Annotated in this window: 20 protein-coding genes; 12 read left to right on the top strand and 8 right to left on the bottom strand. The window is 47.3% G+C overall.

What is annotated here, in order from left to right:
• Position 1 precedes the first annotated feature (1 nt).
• From O3C58_05805 to O3C58_05840, 8 genes are all read left to right on the top strand, one after another.
• Complete coding sequence (locus tag O3C58_05805) at positions 2-4081, top strand: hypothetical protein (protein MDA0691375.1); 4080 nt, start codon at positions 2-4, stop codon at positions 4079-4081.
• Positions 4082-4189: 108 nt separating this feature from the next.
• The gene (gene hflK, locus O3C58_05810) at positions 4190-5236 is read left to right on the top strand and encodes an FtsH protease activity modulator HflK (GenBank protein MDA0691376.1); all 1047 of its coding nucleotides are present in this window, start codon (positions 4190-4192) and stop codon (positions 5234-5236) included.
• A 13-nt stretch (positions 5237-5249) separates the two neighbouring features.
• Positions 5250-6101 carry a protease modulator HflC gene (gene hflC / locus O3C58_05815; protein ID MDA0691377.1) on the top strand — a complete coding sequence of 284 codons (852 nt, stop codon included), beginning with the start codon at positions 5250-5252 and terminating at the stop codon, positions 6099-6101.
• A 92-nt stretch (positions 6102-6193) separates the two neighbouring features.
• Positions 6194-7561: a Trk system potassium transporter TrkA gene (gene trkA / locus O3C58_05820; protein ID MDA0691378.1), complete on the top strand. Its 1368-nt coding sequence runs from the start codon at positions 6194-6196 to the stop codon at positions 7559-7561.
• Positions 7558-9030, top strand: coding sequence for a TrkH family potassium uptake protein (locus O3C58_05825; GenBank protein ID MDA0691379.1), 1473 nt, complete (start codon positions 7558-7560; stop codon positions 9028-9030). The genes trkA and O3C58_05825 overlap by 4 nt, the downstream gene beginning before the upstream one ends.
• Before the next feature lie 368 nt (positions 9031-9398).
• Positions 9399-11189, top strand: coding sequence for a sodium-extruding oxaloacetate decarboxylase subunit alpha (gene oadA, locus O3C58_05830; protein MDA0691380.1), 1791 nt, complete (start codon positions 9399-9401; stop codon positions 11187-11189).
• Positions 11189-12382 carry a sodium ion-translocating decarboxylase subunit beta gene (locus O3C58_05835; GenBank protein MDA0691381.1) on the top strand — a complete coding sequence of 398 codons (1194 nt, stop codon included), beginning with the start codon at positions 11189-11191 and terminating at the stop codon, positions 12380-12382. The genes oadA and O3C58_05835 overlap by 1 nt, the downstream gene beginning before the upstream one ends.
• A 9-nt stretch (positions 12383-12391) precedes the next feature.
• Positions 12392-12664 (top strand): OadG family protein, encoded by a 273-nt coding sequence (locus O3C58_05840; GenBank protein MDA0691382.1) that lies wholly within the window; start codon positions 12392-12394, stop codon positions 12662-12664.
• 23 nt (positions 12665-12687) lie between these two features.
• On the opposite strand, the gene O3C58_05845 is transcribed toward O3C58_05840, so the two are convergent.
• On the bottom strand, positions 12688-16512 hold the full coding sequence (locus tag O3C58_05845; GenBank protein ID MDA0691383.1) for an AsmA-like C-terminal domain-containing protein: 3825 nt from the start codon (positions 16510-16512) through the stop codon (positions 12688-12690).
• 203 nt (positions 16513-16715) lie between these two features.
• Between O3C58_05845 and rlmB the strand changes: the two genes are divergently transcribed.
• On the top strand, positions 16716-17495 hold the full coding sequence (rlmB, locus tag O3C58_05850) for a 23S rRNA (guanosine(2251)-2'-O)-methyltransferase RlmB (GenBank protein MDA0691384.1): 780 nt from the start codon (positions 16716-16718) through the stop codon (positions 17493-17495).
• A gap of 71 nt (positions 17496-17566) precedes the next feature.
• On the opposite strand, the gene rpsU is transcribed toward rlmB, so the two are convergent.
• On the bottom strand, positions 17567-17767 hold the full coding sequence (gene rpsU, locus O3C58_05855) for a 30S ribosomal protein S21 (protein MDA0691385.1): 201 nt from the start codon (positions 17765-17767) through the stop codon (positions 17567-17569).
• 322 nt (positions 17768-18089) lie between these two features.
• On the opposite strand from rpsU, the gene O3C58_05860 reads away from it, so the two are divergent.
• Entirely contained in the window at positions 18090-19316 is a 1227-nt protein-coding gene (locus O3C58_05860; protein ID MDA0691386.1) for a ChaN family lipoprotein, read from the top strand.
• A 14-nt stretch (positions 19317-19330) separates the two neighbouring features.
• On the opposite strand, the gene O3C58_05865 is transcribed toward O3C58_05860, so the two are convergent.
• From O3C58_05865 to O3C58_05880, 4 genes are all read right to left on the bottom strand, one after another.
• Positions 19331-20092 carry an ABC transporter ATP-binding protein gene (locus O3C58_05865; protein MDA0691387.1) on the bottom strand — a complete coding sequence of 254 codons (762 nt, stop codon included), beginning with the start codon at positions 20090-20092 and terminating at the stop codon, positions 19331-19333.
• A gap of 23 nt (positions 20093-20115) precedes the next feature.
• A complete protein-coding gene (locus O3C58_05870; GenBank protein ID MDA0691388.1) occupies positions 20116-20388 on the bottom strand; it encodes an acylphosphatase in 273 nt (90 codons plus the stop codon).
• Between the two features lie 10 nt (positions 20389-20398).
• Positions 20399-20635 carry a hypothetical protein gene (locus O3C58_05875; protein ID MDA0691389.1) on the bottom strand — a complete coding sequence of 79 codons (237 nt, stop codon included), beginning with the start codon at positions 20633-20635 and terminating at the stop codon, positions 20399-20401.
• A gap of 279 nt (positions 20636-20914) precedes the next feature.
• Positions 20915-21376 carry a tetratricopeptide repeat protein gene (locus tag O3C58_05880; GenBank protein MDA0691390.1) on the bottom strand — a complete coding sequence of 154 codons (462 nt, stop codon included), beginning with the start codon at positions 21374-21376 and terminating at the stop codon, positions 20915-20917.
• A gap of 153 nt (positions 21377-21529) precedes the next feature.
• Here O3C58_05880 and O3C58_05885 point away from each other — a divergent pair, with 153 nt between their 5' ends.
• Positions 21530-22513, top strand: coding sequence for an aldo/keto reductase (locus tag O3C58_05885; GenBank protein MDA0691391.1), 984 nt, complete (start codon positions 21530-21532; stop codon positions 22511-22513).
• 23 nt (positions 22514-22536) lie between these two features.
• On the opposite strand, the gene O3C58_05890 is transcribed toward O3C58_05885, so the two are convergent.
• Both O3C58_05890 and ric read right to left on the bottom strand, forming a co-directional pair.
• Entirely contained in the window at positions 22537-23004 is a 468-nt protein-coding gene (locus O3C58_05890) for a tetratricopeptide repeat protein (GenBank protein ID MDA0691392.1), read from the bottom strand.
• 111 nt (positions 23005-23115) lie between these two features.
• A complete protein-coding gene (ric, locus tag O3C58_05895; protein MDA0691393.1) occupies positions 23116-23838 on the bottom strand; it encodes an iron-sulfur cluster repair di-iron protein in 723 nt (240 codons plus the stop codon).
• Positions 23839-24000: 162 nt separating this feature from the next.
• On the opposite strand from ric, the gene O3C58_05900 reads away from it, so the two are divergent.
• Positions 24001-24450, top strand: coding sequence for an Rrf2 family transcriptional regulator (locus tag O3C58_05900; protein ID MDA0691394.1), 450 nt, complete (start codon positions 24001-24003; stop codon positions 24448-24450).
• Positions 24451-24737: the final 287 nt, after the last annotated feature.

Consider the following 24737-nt stretch of genomic DNA (forward strand, 5'->3'; position numbering starts at 1 on the left):
CATGAACGATATTATTCACCCCGGCCAAAAGATATCGCTCGACGATGTGGAAAAACTTTCCCCACCTGAGAAACCGACTCATGAAAAACCCGACCCCAAAGACCTGAAAAAGAAATCCTGGGGGCGAAGGTTGTTCCGATTCTTCTTTTACAGTGTCCTTTTATTTACCCTGCTTCTGGTCGGCGTCGGCATCGTTTTATCCTATTATTTCCCATCGGAGCGAGTCACACCCATAGCAGAAAGAGAACTGACAAAAATTTTAAAAATCCCGGTGTCCATCGAGTCTCTGGATTTCAGCCTTTTAAGCGGCTTGCATGTTTCCCGGCTGGCCCTGGGAGAGGAACTACCCATTATTAGCGTGCAGAACATCGTTCTGGATTACGACCTGACCGAGCTTCTGCAAGGCCGGTTCATCATCAATCAGGTGACTGTCGATCAACCCAAATTGAATCTGATATCGGTAGACGGCGTATGGAATTTTCAACCGCTTCTGGAACCGGGAGGCCCCGCCAAGCCACCCGCCCCTGCCGATGACAAACCAACTGAGCTTCCGCCGATTCCTTTTGGCGTGAATTTAAAGGATTTTGGCATCCGCAACATCCAGGTGAATCTGGACATGGACGGAAAAATAAAGAGCCGACTTGAAGGCTTGAGTTTGAACGCCCGCGGCAAACTGGAACGCGATGCAATCGACATTTGGCTCCAAACTTCGATGGTCGCTCCTGCTCGGGGAGAACACAATTTAGAGTTTTATTCCAGCGAAGGGAAAGGCCTCGATGTCAAAACGCTGGCTCTCATAAATATAGAAGTGACTACTCAGGATTTAAATAACATCCGGCTGACGGGCAACCTTGGTTTGAGGAAAAATCAAATTCAAATAGGAGAGACCCTGCCAGTCCCTGACGTATCCGCAGAAATAGACCTGCAGGCAAGGGTCAAAGAACAGGGTGTAAAAATCAGGGAACTGGCATTCCATCTTTCTGAAAAAAACAGGGTAGTGCTTTCCGGTGAGGCCGATCAATTGGCGGCGAACCCGCGTTTCTCCATCCGGCTCAACGAAGCTGCATTTAACATTGAAGATCTCATTGAATTGGCGGGAACCCTGATTCCGCCGGTGAAAGCCGGAGGTGATGTCCGTGTCACCGGTTTGGAAGTGAAAGGAAACCTGCCGGATTTCAAGCCGGGGGATATTGAGATCTCAAACGGAACGATCAACATCAAGGATTTTTTTGCCGAGCACCCACCGCTTGCCGCCTCACTGGAAGGCGTGGATGCAACCATCAATCTCACCAATGCTCAATTAAAAAACGGGGTTCCTGAAAACCTTGATGGGCAAATCCATATTGAAATAGATCGAGGCCAGGCAGAGAACCTGACCCTCACCGGCCTGAGCCAGGACCTGCAAATCAAAGCGCAGGGGGCCAATCTTGCTGAAGCCAATCTTATTTTTTCGACCGCGTTAAAAGCCGTTGAAGTTTCCCTCCCTGAGATGGACCGGGTAAAAACCAGTTTCAATCTGCAAGGGTCCGCAGGAGCCAATTGGCAATCGGGCGATATCCACCTCTTTAAAGTCGATTATTCTCTGGGCTTAGCCGCACAGGGAAAAGTAAATGGCAGCGCAAAGAATTTCGGCAAGGACTCCTTTAAGATAGAGAAAGATATCGACATTAAGTTAACGGCACTGCGTTCCCTGCTCCCAAAGAATCTTTTGCAAAAAATCGACGGCTTCCCAAGCGCCGGGGAATCCCATGTACACGCCATCCTTCAGGGGCGGCTGGATCAAGACTTTCAACCCCTTCAGGCCCTCGTTAATACAGAAATAAAACTGAACGGAATCGACACCCAACTTAAAAATCCCCCGATCGAGGTCAAACAGGTTTCCGCCACGATTACTTTTCCCGTGGATTATCTTCCCGAGAAGGGTGTCAAGATTCCTCGTCTGGATTTTGAAACAAGGATTGAGAACGTCAAGGCTCTCGATAAAATCGAACTGGGACCCACTAAAATCAAAACTATTCTATCTATGGGCGATTATTACCCCTTGCACGGGGACCCAGGAAAAATCCCGATCACCAATCAGACTTCGGTTCGATTAGAGCGCGTTAAATCGTTAGCCCCAGAAATCATATTGACAGGACTGGCACTGGACACCTCTTTACAGAGCGATCTGTATCCAAAGGACATTAAAAATATAGCCTTTAAGGGCAATGTTTCGCTCCTTGATGTCGAGGGAGTGAAGGAAATAAAAACCGGGAAAATCCAGACTTCCTTTAACGTCAATGTTAACGACCTTTCGTTGACACAAACCAGGGCTTCGGTCGATCTTCAGATTGACCCTCCCTCTTCTGAAAATTTGGACGGAAAAATTCCCATCGGACCAATAACGTTTGCGAGTCGGTCCCAACAAAATTTAAAAACAGGAGATGTTGAAATCAATCGCGTTTCACTGATCGCTCCATCTCTCATGAACCTCAGCCTCAAGGCCAAGCTCAAAAACTGGGGGAAAACCTTTGACATTGATACCAAAGTCACCGAGACCGAACTCGCCGCCATTTGGGATAAGATTCCTTTAGCCTTACGCACCGGCATGGAAGATCTCAAGATCGCAGGCGCGGTGAACTTTGCTCTCAACGCCAAAGGAACCATTCCAGAGAAATTTGAATTGGAAAAAACGTCTCTCCCCATCGTGGCCCAGGCTGGCTTCGATTTAGGAAACGCATCGCTTTCCTGGCCCAGTCGGGGCATTGACGTTCAACAAATGAACACGTCTACGAAGGTGAATTTTAAGGAAGGCTCGGGAGCGATCTCTGGAAATATTTCGCTTGAGAAATTGTTTCTTAAAGACGTATTGGGAGAAGACTGGCTGAACCCGGAATTTGATTTCAAATACTCACTCACCGATTTCAATAAATTCACCTTGGATGCACACCACTTTTCGATCAAAAAACACGGCATCAGCCACACCCTGAAAGGCAGTGTGGATGGATTGAAACCCTTCCTCACCGGGGAGATTCCCTTACAGCCTAAAGAAATATCCAGTCGTCTGGATGTTAATTTGACCACGGAAAATCAACTGGATTTAAAAAAAGCCATCAGCGCAGGGACCCAGCAATTTCTAAACGGCATCCAGGCCAGCGGCGCTTTGCTTGCTACATTGAGCATTAATATGACGCCTGGAGAAAAGGTTGCGGTCGGAGGCAATGTAGAGTTCGATCAATTCAATGCCCAGGTTCCAGATAGCGTCCAGGTGACAAACCTCAATGGAAAATTCCCTTTCAATAAAACCCTCTTTCTCGAACGTGTCCTGGTCAAAACTCTACCCGAATCTTTCCTGGCATCGCGGAAGGGTTTTTTCACTCAGCTCAGGGGTTTTTCCAAACATAAAAACAATTTTACCATCAAAGAGATACAGGTCGCCAATCAACGCGTCTCCAATATCGGACTGGACCTGTTGTTTAAAAATAACCGCTTGCTGGTAGAGAAATTCCTGTTTGACGTGCTGGATGGGTCCGTCGCCGGGAACCTGTTCGTCATTCCCACGCCCGAAGGCCCGGAATTGAGTTTTTCCACGGAATTTGCAGGACTGAATTTTGGCGCTCTGGTGGGACGGTCCAAGACTGCAGAAGAGTCTGAGTCAGAAGTCGACGGTAATATGCAAATGGGACTCAAGGTCAAACAAGGATTGGAGTCGGAGCCGATTTCCATCGATCAGATCGTTACAAAAATAGCGATCACCCGGATTGGCGCAGAAACATTGGACCGGGTGCTTTTATTTTTGGACCCTGAAGAAAGCAAACCCGCCATCGTTGACATGCGGGCAAAACTGAAACTGGCGTCCCCTCACCGGATTGTCATCACCGTCGAAAACGGCAATCTGAGCGTCGAAGCGTGGTTAAAAAACAAAATCCTCGGAGACATCATCAAGGCCCCTGAGTTGAAACGAGTTCCGATCACCAGTCTCAAACAATTCAAAGATGTGGCTCACCAACTGCAATCCATGACCGGACTGCGAGACGCTCTCAACTATCTTGCCGCTCGTGGAATTAAATTCAATGAAGAAGGAGACATTCTCCTTTATTGACCTGATTTAAGATCCCTTCCTTATATTGACATTGCGATTTGAGTTTGCTAGCGTATCCCAATTACTTATAGGTTTAACTTTCAATCATTTTTCATAAAGAATACATATATGGCTTGGGACGACCTGCACGAACATAAGGGTCCAGAAGATCGATTCAAAGGCGGTGGCGGCGGCCCTCCAGGAGACAAACCTCCTTTTGATATTCCGCAGCTCAACATCCCGAAATTCAAACCTTCCATGTTTCTCGGAATCATTGCCCTGTTGTTAGTGATCTGGATTCTTCCAGGGACGTTTTATTTTGTCGAGCCTGATGAAGAAGGGGTGGTCACTACCTTCGGGAAGTTCAGCCGCACGACCTCGCCAGGCCTGCATTTCAAGTTTCCTTCGCCTATCGAGCATGCCGATACGCCAAAGATTCGTCAAATCCAACGGGCCGAAATCGGTTTTCGCGCCACCGCTTCTGGACAAGTTCAACGGGTCCAGGCGGAATCGCTGATGCTGACAGGCGACCAGAATATCGTCGACATCAACCTGGTGGTTCAATACCGGATCACCGACTCGGTCGCCTATCTGTTTAATGTGCAGCGGCCGCTCAAGCTGGTCCGGGACACCGCCGAGACCGTGATTCGCGGCATCGTCGGCAGTCGAAAAATTGATGAAGCGTTGACTACCGGGAAGGCGGATATCCAGATCACATCTCAAGCACAGATTCAAAGTCTTCTCGATTTCTTTCAAGCCGGAATCCAGATAGTCACGGTCCAGCTTCAGGGTGTGAATCCGCCTGAGCAGGTGGCTGGCGCCTTTAAAGACGTGGTCAGCGCCCGTGAAGATAAGGAGCGAATGATCAATGAAGCCCAGGGCTACCGAAACGCCGTGATTCCAGAAGCCCGAGGCCGGTCGGCGCAAATCCTCCGGGAAGCGGAAGCTTACCGCGAAGAAAAAATCAAGAGAGCCGAGGGCGATGCAAAACGTTTTAACTCCCAATATGCAGAATACAAAAAGGCTCCCGATATCACCCGTAAGCGGATTTATCTCGAAACCATGGAAGAGATATTGCCAACCATCGATAAATTTATCATGGGGGACCAAAAACAGGGCGTATTGCCGCTTTTATCTCTGAACAAAAATTCGACCCTTCCAGAATTAAAGAAATAAACTAAAAAATAATATGAAACAAAATACTTTTATCATTATTGGAATTTTAGCCATCGTTCTGGTCTCGTCCTCGCTGTTTACGGTGCATATGACGCAAACCGCCATCATTCTGGAACTTCAAAAACCGAAAAAGATCATCACCGAGCCAGGACTGTATTTTAAAATCCCCTTTATCCAGCAGGTCCGGTACTTCTCCAAACAGCTTCTTGACAACGATTCCCCCCCTGCGGAAGTCATCACCAAAGACAAAAAAAATCTGTTGATCGACAATTTTACCGTCTGGAAAATCGTTGACCCCTTAAAATTTCTGGAAACGGTTCGTAACGCCGAGGGAGCGGAAGCCCGGTTGGACGATATTCTATTTTCCGAGCTCAGGGTGGAAATGGGTACCCATCAACTCATCGATATCGTCACGGAAACCCGCGAAATCATCATGGATAAGGTTTCCAAGGAAGCCAGCAAAAAGGCCTCTGAATACGGTATCGAAATCGTTGCTATACGAATCAAAAGAACGGACCTGCCGCCGGAAATTGCCAACTCCATCTTCAACCGTATGAAAACGGAACGCGAAAGAATTGCCAAGGAATACCGCTCTGAAGGAAGAGAGGAAGCTACCAAAATCCGGGCAGAGACGGATAAGGAAAAAACCATCCTGATTGCAAACGCCTACAAAAAAGAGCAGGAAACACGCGGTGAGGGGGACGGCATATCTACCAAAATTTATGCGGAAGCGTATCAAAGCGATCCCAAGTTTTACTCGTTCATGCGCTCAATGGAAGCCTATAAAAATTCTTTTAAAACTGACACCACTCTTCTCATGTCAAAGGAGTCCGATTTCCTGGAGTTCCTGAACAACCCGAAATAAACCTGTAACCTTAAATACTCAGGTGCGGAGCTCCAGGATGACAGGCCAGTGTTCTATCTTGTGATACCCACCACCGGACATAAAGAACTATTATGAGAATCCTCATTGTTGGAGCAGGCATTGTCGGCTTCAATCTGGCCCAGGAACTTTCCAAGGAAGGTCATGACATTGCGATCATCGACCAGAATCCAGAGAAAATGCGCCGCATTTCCGACACCCTTGATGTCCTGAGCATCATCGGCAACGCCTGCCTCCCGACCGTACTGGTAAAAGCCGGAATCAAGAACATGGAGATGGTGATTGCAGTCACCGAAAAAGACGAAATCAACCTTCTGGTGTGTTTCCTGGCGTCCAAGTTCAATGTCAGCAAGCGGTTTGCCCGTATCCGCAACGAAGAATTTACAGAAGAAAACCGCATTTTCTCGCCGGAAGAGCTTTACATCGATCATGTCATCAATCCTGGCGACATCATCATCGACACCATTCACAAAATCATCAGCACCCCCGGTGTGGTCAACGTCGCCGAATTTGCCGAAGGAGAAATCCTCCTGCGCGAGTTTGACATCCCCGCAGACGCCCCCCTGGCAGGAAAAGAAATCCGAGAACTCAGCGGTGTCTCCGCAATGGACTCCTTCGTCATTGTTGCCATTGTCCGGCAAGGAAAACTGGTCATACCCAAGGCCGAGGACGTGATCCAGCCGGGAGATAAAATCTACACCATTATCGACAAAGAATTTTTACCCTTCCTTCTTCCCATGTTGAATAAAAGCGTGGAGGAAGTCGCAAAGGTTGTCATTTATGGCGCGAATCCATTTTCCATAAATCTGGCAAAATCCCTGGAGGAAAAAATACGGGACTTGTGCCTCATTGAACCCTCGCGAAAAAAAGCCAATCAGGCGGCGGAAATACTTTCAAGGTGCGTCGTCCATCACGGCAGTGGTACGGATATGCACCTGTTCAATGATATCAATATGAAGGATGCAGATTTTTTTCTGTCGCTTTCTGAGGACGATGAATCCAATATCCTTTCCGCCCTGCTGGCCAAAAAACATGGAGCGAAGCGGGTGCTTGTCATCACCAACGACCCTGAATATCTGCCCATCCTGGATTCCATCGGCATGGACATCACCATCAACCCGCGCCTGATCACTGTAAGCGCTATTCTCAAACACCTGCGCAAAGGCAGGGTCATGTCGGTTTTCAAACTGATCGAGGACGCCGAAGTCATGGAAATCGGGGTCGATGCAAATTCAGCTATCGTCAACAAGAAAATTGCGAAGGTAAAATTCCCCGAAAACGCCATGATCGGCGCTTTGCTCAGAAAAGGGGAGATGATGGTTCCCACGGATGAGATTGAAATTCAAGCCGGTGACTCGGTCATCGTTGTCGCCCTGCCGGAAGCCATCGTAAAAATCGAAAAACTGTTCGGAAGCAAAAGAAACTTTCTTCCATTCCGATGAACATCAAGGCCATATTCAACGTTGTCGGCATCCTGCTAGTTCTTCTTTCCGGTCTGCTGTTAATCCCTATCGCAATATCTCTGTATTACAAAACACCCGCAATCCCAGGTTATATGAGTGGGCTTGAAGCCTTTTCCTACACCCTGATGATTTCTCTTGTTACGGGGTTAGCCTCATGGAAACTTCTTCCTTCAGGCATCGAAAAACTGAGAGACCGGGAAGGGTTTGCCATTGTTACATTTTCCTGGTTGAGCATTGCCTTTTTTGGTTCCCTGCCATTTGTACTGACCGGCGTCTGCCCCCAGTTTATTGATGCTTTCTTTGAAAGCATGAGCGGGTTCACCACAACAGGGGCCTCTGTATTGATTGATATTGACGCCGCTCCAAAGGAAATTTTATTTTGGAGAAGTTTGACGCAATGGGTCGGCGGTATGGGAATCATCATGCTTTCCCTTGCCATCTTTCCCATGCTGGGCATTGGCAGTTTCCAATTGTTTAAAGCCGAAATCCCTGGAGGCGGCACGGTCGAGCGCATGCAACCCCGGCTTGCGGAAACCGCCAAGATGCTGTGGAAAACCTATATCGTTCTCACCCTTCTGGAAATTCTTTTTCTCATGTTGGGAGGAGTCGATTTGTTCGATGCCGTCTGTCATACCTTTTCCACCGTCGCCACTGGCGGGTTCTCTCCACATAGCGAAAGCATTGGCTACTTCAAAAGCAACTACGTCCAGTCGGTCATCATCCTCTTCATGTTTCTGGGAGGAATCAACTTTGCGTTGCATTACCAGTTGGTGATCGGGAATTTTAGTGCTGTTGTCAAAAATCCGGAGTTTCGCGGATATTGTTCCATGATCGTCATCTCCATCTTGCTCGCGACATGGGGATTGATAGAAACAGGCACCGAATCAGATGCGGCAGCCGCCTTTCAAAAGTCAGCCTTCACGATTGTTTCAATCCACTCGACCACCGGATTCGTGACCGATGATTTTAATCTATGGCCTAATTTTCTTCAGGTTCTGATCCTTGGAATCATGATGGTCGGTGGATGCTCGGGTTCCACCAGTGGGTCGTTAAAAGTCATCCGTTTCATCATATTATTGAAAGTAATCCTTCGGGAATTTCAAAAGTTGATGCACCCAAGAGCCATATTCCACGTCAAGGTGGGAGGGAAAACCATAGAGCCCGATCATCTGACAAACGTCGTCGCACTCACATTTCTGTTTATGGGACTCACGGGTCTTAGCTGCATTCTCCTATCCTTTATGGGCGTTGACATGACCACTTCATTGTCCGCGTCGATCGCAACCCTTTTTAATATTGGCCCTGGCCTTGGAAATGTAGGCCCCGCGGGGAATTACGCCGATCTCCCCACCCTGGGAAAAGTCATTTCGATCACCTGGATGCTGATGGGAAGATTGGAAATATTTGGCGTCATGCTGATCTTCCTGCCCATGACCTGGAGGAAATAATTTTTCCTTGTCCACTATTTAATCTGAAAAAAATAAACCATATCTGGCCACTATTTTAATGGGGCGAAAGTAAACTTTTCTCGTCCCCTATTCGATCTGACGGAAATAATTTTTTTTCATCCCCTATTCGATCTGACGGAAATAATTTTTTTTCATCCACTATTCATTCTGACGGAAATAACATTTGATTTTGCCTATTCAATAATTTAGTATCCCTTGACTCCCAGCAAGGTTTCTTTTATGTTTTTAAAGATTTGCGGGTAGGATTTATCTAAATCAGTTTTCCAAGGACATTGCCAGGGTCAATCAAGAACACCTCCCTGGAACTTGATGAAGAATCATTCTTAAAACATAAAGGATTGCTTTTTATGGGAGTGCCTCCTCGGCCAATAAAAATTACTGAAGTTGTTTTGCGGGATGCCCATCAATCCCTGCTCGCGACCCGAATGCGGACAGAGGACATGCTTCCCATTGCTGAAAAACTGGACCAGGTCGGTTTTTTTTCCCTGGAAATGTGGGGCGGAGCCACCTTCGATTCCTGCATTCGGTTTCTCAATGAGGACCCGTGGGACCGCCTCAGAAAACTCAAACAGAAAATCCCCAATACCCCCCTTCAAATGTTGCTTCGTGGGCAGAACTGCGTGGGGTACCGACATTACGCTGATGATATCGTCGAACGGTTTGTAAAGCATTCCGCCGATGAAGGCATGGATATCTTCCGCATTTTTGATGCGCTGAATGATTTTCGTAATATTGAAACGGCTGTCAATACGGTCAAAAAATGCGGAAAAATCGTCGAAGGAACCATCAGCTACACCGTCAGCCCGGTCCATGATATTGAGCTCTATGTCAAAATGGCCAAACGGCTTGAGGACATGGGTTCGGATATTTTGTGCATCAAAGACATGGCGGGCCTTTTAGTCCCCTCGGTGACACGTGATTTGATTGCGGAAATTAAAAAGAACACGAAACTGCCCATTCATCTGCACACCCATGCAACCACCGGGCTTGCGGGAATGAACATTCAGTCCGCCATAGATGCCGGCGTGGATATGATAGACACGGCCATATCCAGCTTGTCGATGGGAACCTCGCATTACCCCACGGAAAGTCTGGTGGCCGCCCTCCAGGGAACCCCTTATGACACCGGTCTCGATCTGAATATCCTGGAAGAAATTGCCAATTACTTCCAGGAGGTTCGCAAAAACTACGCTGAGTTCGAGAGCGATTTTCATGGGGTGGATATCAATATTCTCAAATCCCAAATTCCGGGCGGAATGATCTCCAATATGGAGAATCAGCTCCGAGAACAAAATGCTCTGGACAAGTTGGCAGAGGTGCTAGAGGAAGTTCCCCGCGTCCGCAAAGATATGGGGTATCCTCCACTGGTCACGCCTACCAGCCAGATTGTCGGTTCCCAGGCAACCCTGAACGTGCTCACCGGGGAACGCTATAAAATCATTACCAAGGAAACCCGCGGCTGTGTGTTGGGAAAATACGGAAAACTCCCCGCCCCCATTGACGCCGATTTAATGGCCAAGGTTTCGCAGGATGAAAAAGTCATTGATTGCAGACCTGCAGACTTGTTGGAACCGGAATGGAAACAAGTCACCGCAGAACTTGGCAACAAGTACACCTCTGAGGATGACCGCCTCTCCTATGCCATGTTCCCTAAAGTAGCGTTGAGTTTTTTTGAAACACGCAATAACCCGGCTACCAAAGCGGCTGTGCCCACAACCCCTTCTAAAAAATCGACAGACAAGCCAGCCGCACCGACACCTGCTGTTCAAGCGGCGGCCCCGGGAGCTCACGCTGTATATAACGTAAATGTCAATGGTCGAAATTATCATGTGGAAGTGGGGCCAGCAGGCTCTGCCCCGGCAGGTACTCAGGCGGTAACATCTGCTCCTGCGGCGGCCCCTGCACCTGCCGCAAGCGGCCCTGTAAAGGAAGTAGTTTCCTCTCCATTACCCGGATCGGTCTTTTCCCTCAAAAGCAAAGTGGGCGATGTCGTCAACCCAGGGGATGTATTGATCGTTCTGGAATCCATGAAAATGGAAACCGAAATAAAGTCAGCCGTCAGCGGTGTCGTTCAATCTATCTCCGTCAAAGAAGGAGATAAAATCAATACTGGCGATGAACTCCTCATCATAAGATAATGGAACTCACCTTCGAAAGGGCGGCAAGCCAAATTATAAATTCGACCGGGTTCACGGTCATTGAACCAGGCCAGGCGCTGATGCTGGTCATTGCCTGTGTTTTGCTTTACCTCGCCATCTGGAAAAAATTTGAGCCACTTCTGCTCCTGCCTATCGGATTTGGTTGTCTCATGGCCAATCTGCCGATGAGCACGATGATGTATACCGATGAGGGAGGCTTGCTGAATTTTTTCTACCAGGGGGTGAAGCACGAAATTATACCTCCCTTAATTTTTCTTGGGGTCGGGGCGCTCACGGATTTCGGTCCCCTGTTAGCCAATCCATCGACGCTGATGCTTGGAGCCGCGGCGCAAATCGGGATCTATTTTACCATGGTCGGAGCAGTGTATTTAGGCTTCGATTTGAAAGAAGCCAGCGCCATTGGTATTATCGGCGGCGCCGACGGCCCCACCTCGATTTTTATCGCCACTAAACTGGCTCCGCACCTGCTGGCCCCCATTGCAGTCGCGGCTTATTCCTATATGTCTCTGGTGCCGCTGATTCAACCACCCATCATGCGCTGGTTGACAACCAAGAAAGAGCGAAAAATAAAAATGGAGCAGTTGCAGCCGATTTCTCAAACGGTCAAGATCCTGTTTCCCGTTGTGGCAACCATTGTTGTTTGTTTGATGTTGCCGGGGGTCACGCCCTTATTGGGAATGTTCATGCTGGGAAATTTATTTCGGGAAAGTGGAGTCACCGCCAGACTGCATGAAACTGCAGAAACCCATTTGATCAATATCGTCACAATCCTGCTGGCTCTGGCTGTCGGATCTTCCATGACCGCCGAATCTTTTCTGAAACTGGAAACCATCAAAATTATTATTCTGGGTTTGCTGGCCTTTTGTGTGGCCACTGCCGGGGGAGTGCTTTTTGGAAAAATCATGTGCAAGGTCTCAGGCGGCAAGATCAATCCGCTGATCGGGTCGGCGGGAGTTTCTGCCGTTCCTATGGCCGCCCGTGTTTCACAAAAAGTGGGAGCCGAAGAAGACCATACCAACTTCCTGTTAATGCACGCCATGGGCCCCAATGTGGCCGGAGTCATTGGAAGTGCGGTCGCGGCAGGAGTTTTTATTTCACTGTTTGGAGACGCTCCGGGCCCGGAAACGCATGCGGCAATCGAAGCTATCACTCAATCACTGGTGGCCCCTTAGGAAATTCTAATGGACAATCTTATATTGACATCCTTGACCGTTTCAGCAATTTCCATGACGGTTATTTTTCTGGCTCTGACGGTTCTTATTTTCGCCATCCGCTTGCTGGTCCACTTCATTCCCTATGTGGAGCCCCCAAAGCCCACACCAAGAGCCCAGCCAACTCCGACATCTGCGGCGGTAGAAACGGACGAAGACATAGCCGTCATCACGTCGGTCATGACCTCCCACCTCAGTCAGTTGCCAGGAAACCTCCAGGTCATAAATATTCAATCCCGCTGATTGATTGGCCTGCTAAAAAAGGGCTAATTGGTTTCTTCGCCGCCGGGATTCAAAATAAATTTTGGAGTTTGTAGTATTCCCTGGAAAATACCCACCACTTTTTTGGTCAATGAGGTGAACGGTATGGACTTCATCTCGGGTTTGTCGAACTTGCCTTTTACGGTAAAATAGGTTTTTACCAGACTTTCTTCATCGCCACCTGTAAGAATTTTCCCAAACACTGGAATCTTAGTCAAAAACTTATCAAGAGCCGCCATTGGCGCAACACCTAACACGGTGTCCATTTCATACTTGTTCAAGTCAAATGTCCCGACAAGCGAACTTCTTCGTTGATCATCTTCATATATAAAATTTTCAGTTTCAGCCAACCCCTCAGCGAGTTTAAAATTTCCTGCAATTTGTTCATAGGGTGAAAAATTATCCCTCAAGGCATCCCCACTCTGCTCATCGTCCTTTTCCTTGAATCCAAATAACTTGAGAGCTCCTGCTTTTAATCTCTCATGATCGATCTGCCCAGAATGAAAATCGAAGGTCGATTTAACGAACAGCGATTTCCCGATCTCTTTTAAACCTTTCCCCTGCCCTTTCACTCGAATATCCAAGGTTTTCAGCTGACCCGTCATTCCATTTTGAAAGGTATCGCCAAACAAATCAAAAAACTCTTCCGCCGGTATATTATCCGCCTGAATCAGCCCCTTGAAACGTAAAGCATCCGAGCTCTCCATTTCGAAAATTCCGCGACCGCGGATATTGCCCTGCTTCCCCACGTCCAATTTGCTTATTTTTATTTTCTTTTTCTCCACCGAAAGTTCCCCGGCAACGGTCTTCAATGTCAGGAGCTTATAGTCCAGCTCGTCCAGATCGAAAGATACCTTGGATGAACCCTTGGAAAACAGAGGGGATTCATCAATATAGCTACCCAGGTCCGCTCCCCCGCTCTTTGCAGGCAATAACTCTTCCAACACAAGCCGCTTCCCTGAGACGTTTAAATCTATTTTTGGCTGGTCGCCCCATTGAAAAATACCGCCGAATAAAATATCGGATTTATCCGACGCCAAATTTCCATCCTGAATTTGAACCGTTTTTTCGGAAAACTTGACCCCGGCAGTTAAGGTAATGACATGGTCGTGATCCTCTGGAAGGAACTCCAGGTTCGTAAGCACAACTTCTCCTGCAAGTTTTGATTTCTCCAATTGATTAAAGTTTCCCTGACCATGGATTTTAAAATTAGCCAAACCGTTGCGGTTATTTTTTAACAGTGCAAGAGATGACGCCAGCGCATTAGTTTTAAAATTCTTTGAATTCAATTGGACAAAAAATTCAGGCGAATCAAAACTTTTTATATTGGCCTTTCCTTTTACCTTATTAGCTCCCAAGTCATAGGTAAAGTCCTTGATAATAATCTCGTCCCTGGAATCAAAATGACCTTTGATTTGTACTTTGTTGAAGGCGTTCGCGGGTTTAATAAACAAATCTTCATACCGGTAGGCCGCCTGAGACAATTCAACCATATGGTCAAATTCCAGGTCGTGAAAAGTTCCCTGGATTTTAAGCTCCGTTTCCAGATAGCCTGTAAATTTTATCTTTTCCAGAAAGGGAATGTCGCGTAACCCGGAAGAAAGAAATTTAGAAGATTTAGCGACAAGATTAAAAACTGGGCCATCCTTGGAGTAAGGAGTGAGATCGCCCTGCAACTGAACGGGGGAATCCCCATACCATCCCTTGACATCCACGAGGTGTAAAGGACCCTCACCGAATAAGATTTTTCCCGAAAGGTTCGAAATCGGCAGGAACCCCTTGTTATATTGCAGGGATAAATCCTGAAGATGAATTTCTCCCCACTCTTTTAACTCCTCAGGAACCGTAGGGTTGCCAATGGAGCCATAGGTTACGAATACGCTCCCGCTGGTATAGCTTGCATTTGCATGTAAAACATCAAAAGGGTAATCCAGGGAGAGGTCCGAGATTACCTGCGGTAATTCTTCCACATCCAGAGTGTAGGTTCCGCCCATTTCTTTGATGGGGACACCGTTTTCCAAAATTACTTTTCCATACACCTTGGAGAAGGTGCTCTTTCCAAAATCACCGGAAAAGTTATCAAACTTAAGAAGAGGGACGTTTTTTCCTTCCTTAGAATCAGGAGGAGCCAGGTTATAGTCAATTTTTCCGTTTAAATTATTGATCCTCGGTCCAATGCCATCCTGGTATAAAGAAACACCTTCAAGATAGATGGCCCCGGTGAGAGACAGTTTGGCGGGGTCCGTCAGCGGTCCTTTGAGATGAATCTGAACGCGACCGGGTCCTTTCATATCCCGGTAGATACTGATGAAGTCCTGAAACGAATTGCCTGCTAAAACTGTCATCAAAGTTTGATGAAATTCGCCTATCTCCACCTTGTTATCCAAAGACAGGTCCACCACCGGTTGATCGACCAGGTCATTGATCGTTCCTTCGACATTTGCTATGGGATGGTCCTGGAAACGCGCCTTCTCAATCTTCAGGACACTGTTTCCCGATTCCAGCTGCAGCGACCCGTTCACATTCTGTAAGAGAGGCAAAGGAGACAGCCAATCCACTTGCTTCATGCGAACCTTCCCCGAAACAAGTTTTCTGTTCTCCTTTAAGGCCAGGTTTTGGAGCTGTGACAGAGCCCCTTGAAATTTTAAAGATTCAATTTCGAGGCTTCCATTTTTAAATCGTTGATGAACCAACTCGTGATATTCATGGGGTAAAATTTTTAGCGGCAGGTAGCTTTCACTTTTATTGATTTGAAACGCCCCGGTTTGGATATCAAACGAAATCACAGGGTCCTTTGATTTATATTTACCCAGAGCTCCCTTGGCAGTGAAGTTGAACGATTGGGAGTCCATCTTGACTTCTGTTAATCGAATAGTGTCTTTGTTGAGGATGATCTCGTAATCGAGTGTGCCCCGGTGAGGGACCGAGGGATCACGAAGGGCCGGCTCGGCAGTTTCCTGCTCCGAGGCAAATTTCAAATTTCCGGTGGAGTGGAGATTGCCTGCCAGGCTTCCCGAAAATTTTGAGTCGAGGGAAACCCGCCCTTCACTCGAGACAGAGGGAATGACCTTTTTTAAATACGGCTGAAACCACGCCACAGGAAGATCCTGGATTTTGGCCTGGCCATCCAGTGTGAATCCGGCAAGATCCCAGGTCATTGTTGGATTGTCAAACGACCCCGAAACATTAATCCCGGTGGGCCGTTTGGGATGCGGTATTTCACCCTGGACAAGAAAATCAAAAGGAATTTTCAAAAACTGTTTCTGGATCAAAATATGAACTTTTTTTACCTGCAAAATGGCAGGCTTGACCTCGCCTGCAAAGGTTTTCAAATCGATGAAACGAATTTCGCCACTTTTGATTTCCAGCTTGTTGATCAGGCTCCCCTTGAGAACCTCTAAAAAGCCATATTTCGGCGGTTGGGAGACCAATTGCTGAATGCGTTCCATGTCAAATCCACCCTTGGAATCACGGATCAATTGCAAAAAGACTCCCTCAACCTCTATTTTTTTGACTTCAATGCGTTTATCCAGCAGAGGAAGCAGTTTGATAACCATCCTCAAACTTTTGGCGTGGAATTTCGGTTTTTCCTCATAATTTCCGCCAATGGTCACTTCCTTGAGTTTGACACTCAACCCCTTGATCAAATCCATTTCCGCCGAGCCAATGGAAACCTTTTTCCCGGTAAGATCCTCCAGCCGTTCCACGGCCAAAGTTTTAAACTTTTCCAGGTCGCTGAATTGAAGGTAAACCACCCCCACAACGGTGAAAAAACTTAAAACAATAACTCCCAGACTATAAAGAGCGATCTTTTTTTTAGAAATAGTCATTAAAAATATTTCAGGACGCGTAGAAAACGTTAAAATGGATCACAGACTCATCACCAGCCAAGTATTAAAGGGGTGAAAATTTTCGGTAAAGATATCATCATTTTAAGAGGTGCGCCGACGGCAACGGGTAGGTAAACTTAATATATATCATGATGTTATAGAATATTCAATCCAGACCAATCGACCTCCTGACCTGACGAATTATGGAACACAAAAAACCTTCTATGCTCTATGGAATCAACCCCATTCAGGAAGCTTTGAAAGCTTCAAAACGACATTGTCATAAAATCGTTGTCAAAGAAGAGGCCTCCAACCCAAGAATACAAGCGCTGTTAGCGTTAGCGAAATCACTCAAGGTAACGATTGAAGAGCTCCATCATAAGGAGTTCCAAAAAAAATACGGCGCTTATGCCCACCAGAGTATTATAGGATATTTTTCATCAAAGGAACCGCTGAATATAAAGGATTTAATTCAGCTGGCCTTCAAAACCACATCCACTCCCACTCTGGTCCTTTTGGATGGAATTCAGGACCCGCAAAACCTGGGAGCTATTATCCGGTCTGCGGAAGTGTTTGGGGTGCAAGGCGTTATTCTACCCGAGCGGCGCAGCGCTTCCATTACGGAAACAGTGGCCAAATGTTCCGCAGGGGCCATCGAAATTATTCCCGTGGCCTGTGTCAATAATCTCGTGCAAACTTTGGAAATCTTAAAAAAAGAAGGATTTTGGGCTGTGGGGGTGGATTCCTCCGGCGAGAAACCTTGCTATGAACTGCAATTCGATTTTCCGACCGTTCTGGTGATAGGCGGGGAGGAAAAAGGAATTCGCCCGTTGTTGAGAAAACAATGTGATTTTACCGTACATATTCCCATGCAGGGAAAGCTGGACTCTCTAAATGCTGCTGCGGCCAGTGCGGTGATTTTTTACGAAATCTCCAGACAAAAAAAGAAGCCCCTCTTACCTCGCCAAAAAACCAACTCCTGATTGCTAACAAAAAAAAGCGGTGAGAAACCCTGAGGTTTTTCACCGCTTGAAGATCCTGCAAGCTCTCTACCTTACATTGAAAAGGTTCGTCGTCTTCTAAGAGCCGCTTTTCTTTTCTTTTTAGCCTCTTTCTGTTTGCGCTTCTTCTTGACGGAAGGCTTTTCATAAAACCTTCTTCGCTTTAGTTCTTTCAGCAGTCCTTCTTTCGTCATTTGCCGCTTAAGCACTTTCAAGGCTTTTTCGACCTGATTTTGATAGACTATTACTTCCAAAAAATATTACCCCCCCCCTATTGTTTTATTTGGTCCGTAAAATTCATTTCCGTTTGTTTATTTCGAGCTGTAATATCGCACTCCCTTTGAACAGAAAAAGGGAAATCGAACCCCTCAAAAGCTAAAGACTCCTGCGGGAAACGTTGTAATTTTAGCAAATTTCAGATTATGAATTTATTTTTTATGAATGTCAATACCTAAATAACTGAAAATTAATCCTTCCTCGCAAACCCGGAAAACAGGCTGTTTGACTGGCCCCAAAGATTATGTATATTGGTCGCATACAAATAAAATTTCATAACAACTCGATGCAAAGGGTTTCATGAATCAAACTCCTGTCCATCTCGCCATCAAAATCACCCTGGGCGCCCTGTTTCTGTTCTGGTTGCTGTCCTATACCCAAAGTGCGAAAGCAGAGGAATACGCCGTTCCTCATTCGGGGTCTCCCTACCGGGATGTGAATCAGCTGGAGATAGATCAAATCCTGCATATTCCCACCGGAATTGCTGTGACTAAGGATCAGATGATTGAGGCTATTTCCGGGTCTCGCGTCATTTACATCGGAGAAACCCACGATAACCTGGAAGCGCATCGCGCCCAACTGGAAGTGCTTGAGCAACTGACCAAAAAATTTCCTGGGAAAATCACCGTTGGTATGGAAATGTTTCGCCGCTCGGCTCAGCCCGACCTGGACCGTTGGCATCGGGGCGATTTGCCGCAACCTGAGTTTAAAAAACTGTTTCAAGCCAATTGGGGGCCGGGATACGCGCTTTACCAGCCACTCTTTGATTTTGCCAGGGAAAACTCCATTCCCATCATCGGACTCAAATCTTCAAGAGAAACAGAAGACCGATTTCGCAAAAGGGAATCGAACACCGATTCTGAGAATTTTCCCGAGCTGGACGAAAATGACATTTACCACAAATCTTTTTCCATGTCGATCTTTGGCGGCCATAACGATCACGCCGAAGCTCTGATTAAACCCTACCAGATGCTGCTTCTCTGGGAAGAGACGATGGCCCGGACGGTTGCCGATTTCCTGCAAGATGAGGCCACCCGCGACTCGAAGCTGGTGGTCCTCGCCGGAGGGTTCCATGTGCAATACGGGTTTGGAATTCCCAAGAGAGCTTTTCGCCGGATTCCACACGCCTACTCCATCATCCTTCCCACGGTGACTGAATTGCCGGAGGAACTCAAGGATCGGGAAATGCAGGTAAAACATGTCTCCATCCCCCTCTATTCGGCAGATTACGCCTGGAGGCTGGAGTACAAGGTATTGCCTGACAACAAGGTAAAACTGGGTGTTCAGCTCAAGGAGAAAGACTCAGGGGTCAACGTTGTGCATGTGGGGGAAAATTCCAACGCCCAACAGGCCGGAATCCAGGTGGGCGATGTGCTTTTGGCCATAAATGGAAAAAACCTTGCAGGAGTCGATGACCTGATCGGCCGACTGCAAACCTTCAACCTTGGCGATCGTGCAGTGGTTCGTCTTAAGCGTGGAGAAGAGGAGTTGGAAGTGGACATCCTGTTGCAGGGAGCCAATCCCTGAAAATTACTCATTGATTACTGTTCTTTCAGAGACTCGATCAGAGATTGCATGTCGTTATCGCCTGTGAGTTTCAGGAAGATTTCTTCCAGGTCGCCATGTTCCTGCTGAGCCTGTTTTCGTAAATCCTCCACAGAGCCATCCGAAAGCATTTTCCCTTTAAGGATGATCCCCACCCGATGGCACATGGCCTCCGCGATTCCCAAAGAATGGGTGGACATGAACAAAGTGGTGCCTTCCTGGCATAAGTCGCGAAATAGATCCTTTACCTGCCGCGCGCCTCTGGGGTCCAGCCCCACCATCGGCTCGTCCACAACGACAATTTCAGGGGAGTGAATTAAGGCTCCGGAAATAACCAACTTCTGCTTCATGCCGTGGGAATAACCTTCTATCAATTCGTGGGCAACATCTTTCAGGTCAAAAAATTCCAGGAACTTCATGGCGCGGGACCGGACGATTTTTTTTTCAATGGAATACAAATCGGCGATGAATTCCAGATATTCCATGCCGGTCAGCTTCTCGTAAATATACGGACGGTCGGGAATATAACCCACCATTGCCTTCGCCTTGACAGGGTCCTCATGGATATTCACGCCGCCAAGGGTGATGGAACCGCTGGAGGGTTTTAAAAGACCCATCAACAGTTTGATGGTCGTGGTTTTCCCTGCGCCGTTCGGCCCCAGAAACCCAAACAACTGGCCTTTGGGAACTTCCAGATTCAAGTGGTCCACCGCCACAACGGATTGATACTTTTTTACCAGATTTTCAATTTTAATCACAAATTCGCTCTTTTATTTGGGTGTTATCGGATCAAAAATGTTTCCATCCCCGCTCGGGCAACCGGAACCGCATCGAGCCCTGTCACATCTGCCGCGGGCGGCCCCTTTCCACACCATTCGATGAACTTGTCCAGGTTTTTCCGATCCCCTTGGGCATGAATTTCCACCGTTCCATCGGGGCAGTTTCGGACCCAACCGACAAGCTTCAATTCCAGGGCACGGACCCTGGCACTGTTGCGGTAGCATACGCCCTGTACCCGACCACAGACGACAATATGAACTGCATCAATATCCATCGATAGGAAGTTATTTTTTGTGGCGGGGTTGCTCGAAGAGATGCTGAACCTCCCGGTAGACTCCAAACTTGGACCCATCAGTGATTTTTGCTCCAAACTTTCCCAGATCCCGCATGATGCGCTGAAACTCCGATGTGGCTCCGGTAAAGTTTTCTATAAGAGGACGAAAATAGGACTGTTCATCGGGGTCGAGGCGATCACAAATAATGCGCAAACGAATTTTCAGGGGTTCAAAATCTTTTTCCATAGTCTTTTCATAGTAGCTCCACCGTGAGTTATTTTCAAGCCTTGAACCAAAAGTCCTCATGCTGCTGCCTTTAAGGAACGCGAAAAATCTCTGAGTTCTCGACTGTTCCGTCCGAGTCCTTACTTTTCGTCTCAATCCTTCCGATAATTTTTTTACAGATGCATCGTGGGGGAAGAACTGGAAAAACCCTTGCAAGGCTCTTCAATGAATACGAAACAGGTCGATGAGTGAGGGGTTTTTGCTGCTATACAATTAAACCACAATACATTTTTCCCGGAATCAGTCTCTGAGATCAATCGAATCCTCTGTTCCATATTTTTCATAAAGCCCTCGCAATTGTCTTTGGCTGGTTCGTATTCCCCGATGGTTTCTGCGGGCGGAATAAATTTGCCGCGCCCGTAGCATATGGCGAATCGAATGAACCCCGTCTTCCGTCAAATCATACGCCTGAGCCAGATTGAAATGCGCCTCTGCAAAATCTGGTTCAAGCCGAATCGCTTCCAGGTATTCACCGATCTCTTCTTCATGTCGTCCCAGAGCCTGGTAGGACACCCCCAGTCGAAAATGACCCTGAGCGTCTGACGGATCTTTTTTAAGAGCCGCTTTATATTCCGCAATCTGCTTTAAAACGTTTTCACGATATTGCTTGAATCCCAATTCATCTGCATGAACTACCTCGCGAAACCCAGACCCCGTCGTCAAACAAAACAAAGCACCTAATAATAAACACCAGCGATTCATTTTATATTTATCTTTAAATTTTTTGCGATTATCCAACAAATGCAATACAACGGTAGCAAGTATTTTCAATAGTATCACTATTTACAAATCGCTGACACAGGACAAGCCCTCGGCCATTAATGGACACGAGGCCTTGTCCTGTCGGGAGAAGCTATGAAATATAGAAATTTTTCAGGGCAGGGAACGCCTGTTTCAGAAGTGGGTTTAGGAACCTGGCAGTTGGGGGCGGATTGGGGGAATCTGGATGATAAAACGGCGAAATGCATCCTCAATGAGGCGGTCGACTCCGGGGTTACATTTTTAGACACCGCCGATGTCTATGGGAAGGGATTGAGCGAAACCCGGATCGGCAGGTTTATAAAAGCACATAACGGCAAGATATTTATCGCCACCAAACTGGGCCGTTTCCCGGAACCCGGTGGGATAGAAAACTTTTCCCTGAAACAGTTTCGCCAGCACACGGAAAACTCGCTCCGCCGGCTGGGGGTGGAGGCTTTGGATTTGACTCAGGTGCACTGCCTGCCCACGGAAGTATTGCAACAGGGAGACCTGTTTGAATGGTTGCGAATATTAAAACAGGAAGGAAAAATCAAACATTTTGGCCTGAGTGTGGAGTCTATGGAAGAAGCGTTGATCTGTCTGGATCAGGAAGGAGTCTCCTCTTTGCAGATCATCTTCAATATTTTTCGCCAAAAACCGATCACGGCCCTGTTCGATCAGGCCCAGGCCAAAGACGTTTCTTTAATCATCCGCCTGCCGCTGGCATCCGGCCTGTTGTCGGGAAAATTTAAAACTGGCACTACTTTTCCTGAAAACGATCATCGCAACTATAACAGTAACGGCGAGCAGTTCAATGTCGGAGAAACTTTCGCGGGGATTCCGTTTGCTCAAGGGGTCGAATTGGCGGACGAACTCAAGTCGCAGGTTCCGGAGGGAATGACCCTGGCGCAAATGGCCCTGCGCTGGGTTCTGGACTTCGATGCGGTGACGGTGATGATCCCTGGAGCCACCACGCCGGAACAGGTGCGTGCCAATGGCTCGGTAAGCGACCTTGCTCCCCTCCCCAAAGAACTTCATCGGAAACTGAAGGAGTTTTATGAAACCCGGTCGGCGCCGCTCATTCGCGGAAAATACTAAAGGAACCGTCAATCTCTGTAAAATTATTTTTGAAATCGAGGGTCCAGTTGCCCGGCTTTTATATAATGCGCGTCGGATTTTTCCTGTTGATCGGTCATGCCGTAAACCAGACTGAGGGCATTGTGGGCTTCGGCAAAATCAGGTTGCAGACGCACCGCCTCCTCAAGCGGAGCGATCCCCTCTTCCGCCCGACCCAACATTAGAAAAGACAACCCAAGATTATAATGAGCTTCCGCCCAATCAGGCGCAAGATAGGCCGCTTCCTGAAATGCATCGATCATTTCATCGTAGCGTTTCAGAATATCAAAAACCTTGGCCAGGTAAAAATGCGATTCGGCATGGTCCTGTTTCAGGCGAATGGATGCTTTCAACGCTTCCATCGCTTCCGTATTTTTTCCCGTATAAAAATACGCTTTACCTAGTTGGAAGCGCAAATCCGGGTTGTCAGGGTCTTTGCGAACCCCCTCTTCAAATGTTTCAACTTCGCTCATGCGTGGAATAAATTTTTCTTAAAAAATTAGTGATGCGGCCCATTATACATTTTTTTGAGAAATGAGGTGGAGGGAGTTCCTCGAACCTCAAGCCGATACGGAGATAGATCGTTATATTGAATCGGTCTCCGTAGTAAGAACCCGGGGAAACAAGACCTCGTTTTCTTTATAAATATGAACATTGAGGTCGGCATCCAAATTTTCCAACCCCTCCAGCATGAGACGGTAGGTTTTGCATCCGTCCTCAGGCAGGGTGAAGTTATTTGTGATCTTGCGTAATTTCTCTTGCAGGGCTTCGGCTCTCTGGTGTTCCATCCGCATGACGTTGATAGGCCCTTGAGTTCCACAATGAAGTTCCTCAGGCCCCGCACCGGATTCTATTTGCCGGATCATGGGAAACAGGACGCGCTCCTCCTTCATCATGTGAGGTTCCAGATCGGCCCGGAGAAGAGCGAATATTTTTTGTAAATCCGAAAGCTCGGGATGCCTTTCTCCATGCGCTTTAACAACCTTTTCGATCAGAGCAGACAACTGCGGAAGAACCTTTTTCAAATAAACATGGTGAGTCTCTTCGATGTGGGTCACAAGATCGGTCAAATCCGCATCCGACCAATCTTTTTCCTCCTCTCTGGAATCCACTGGTTCCTCACTCGGAACCAGTTCTTTCAGGACGACCTTAGGGTCTAGACCTTTTTCCCTGCACGCTTCAGCCAGGGATTTGTTGCCACCGCAACAGGTATCGATTCCCAACCCCTCCAACACCTTGGCCAGACGCATATCCTCTTTGGTAAAATCGTTGATCCGGGAATGAATGTCTAAATTTGTCATGAACATGATGCCCTCCTGTTAAATATTTTTTCCAATAAACTCTTTTCCACTATTAAAAAACCCGCTATAACTAGATATTTGGATCTTTTTATCCTATTTACTTTTAATATAGCCGTGCTATAATTGGATGTCAAGATATAGATATCTAGTTTATACAGGAAAAGTGAGATGATCTCCCAAACAGCAGAATACGCGCTTCGATCGGTGGTTTGCCTGGCAAGCACTCCGCAAACGGCGTTGACCACCGAAAAAATCGCCAAAATCACCAAGGTTCCCGGCAGTTACCTCTCCAAGGTGCTACAGGCCCTTGGAAAAGCCGGAATCGTAAGTTCGCAACGCGGGTTGCACGGCGGGTTTTCCCTGGCCAAACCAGCCGAGGAATTGTCCTTGCTGGAGGTAATCAATGCGGTGGACCCTCTAAAACATATCGACAAGTGCCCTCTGGGCCTGGGTCAGCATGGCAGTAACTTGTGCCCGCTTCATAAGCGGCTCAACGATTCCATTAAGATGATTGAAAAAGCGTATCAAAAATCCTCTATTGGAGACCTGTTGAAGGAATCGACGCTGAGCAAGCCTCTCTGTGAAACCTTTGAAAACACACAACTGGGGAAGCGATAGATAATGATTCAACATTGCCGGGGTTGAGGAGGCTTTTTCCTGAATCGAAACCCTGGTGATTCCATCCAAGACTACGAAATAGGAAACCCCTCTTGTTAAAGGAATTTTTATGAATGAAAATTTAGAGAAGAGTTTTGAGGTCGTCGATACGGAACTCACGCCCAATCCGAACGCCTTTAAATATATTTTAAACGCTCCGGTCATCGGCTCGGGGACCAAGTCCTTCACTTCCGAAGAGGACGCCCCTGGCAACCATTTTGTCCGGTCGGTGTTTGCTCTGGGGAATG

This window comes from Nitrospinota bacterium (assembly GCA_027619975.1).
Taxonomy (GTDB): Bacteria; Nitrospinota; Nitrospinia; order Nitrospinales; family VA-1; genus JADFGI01.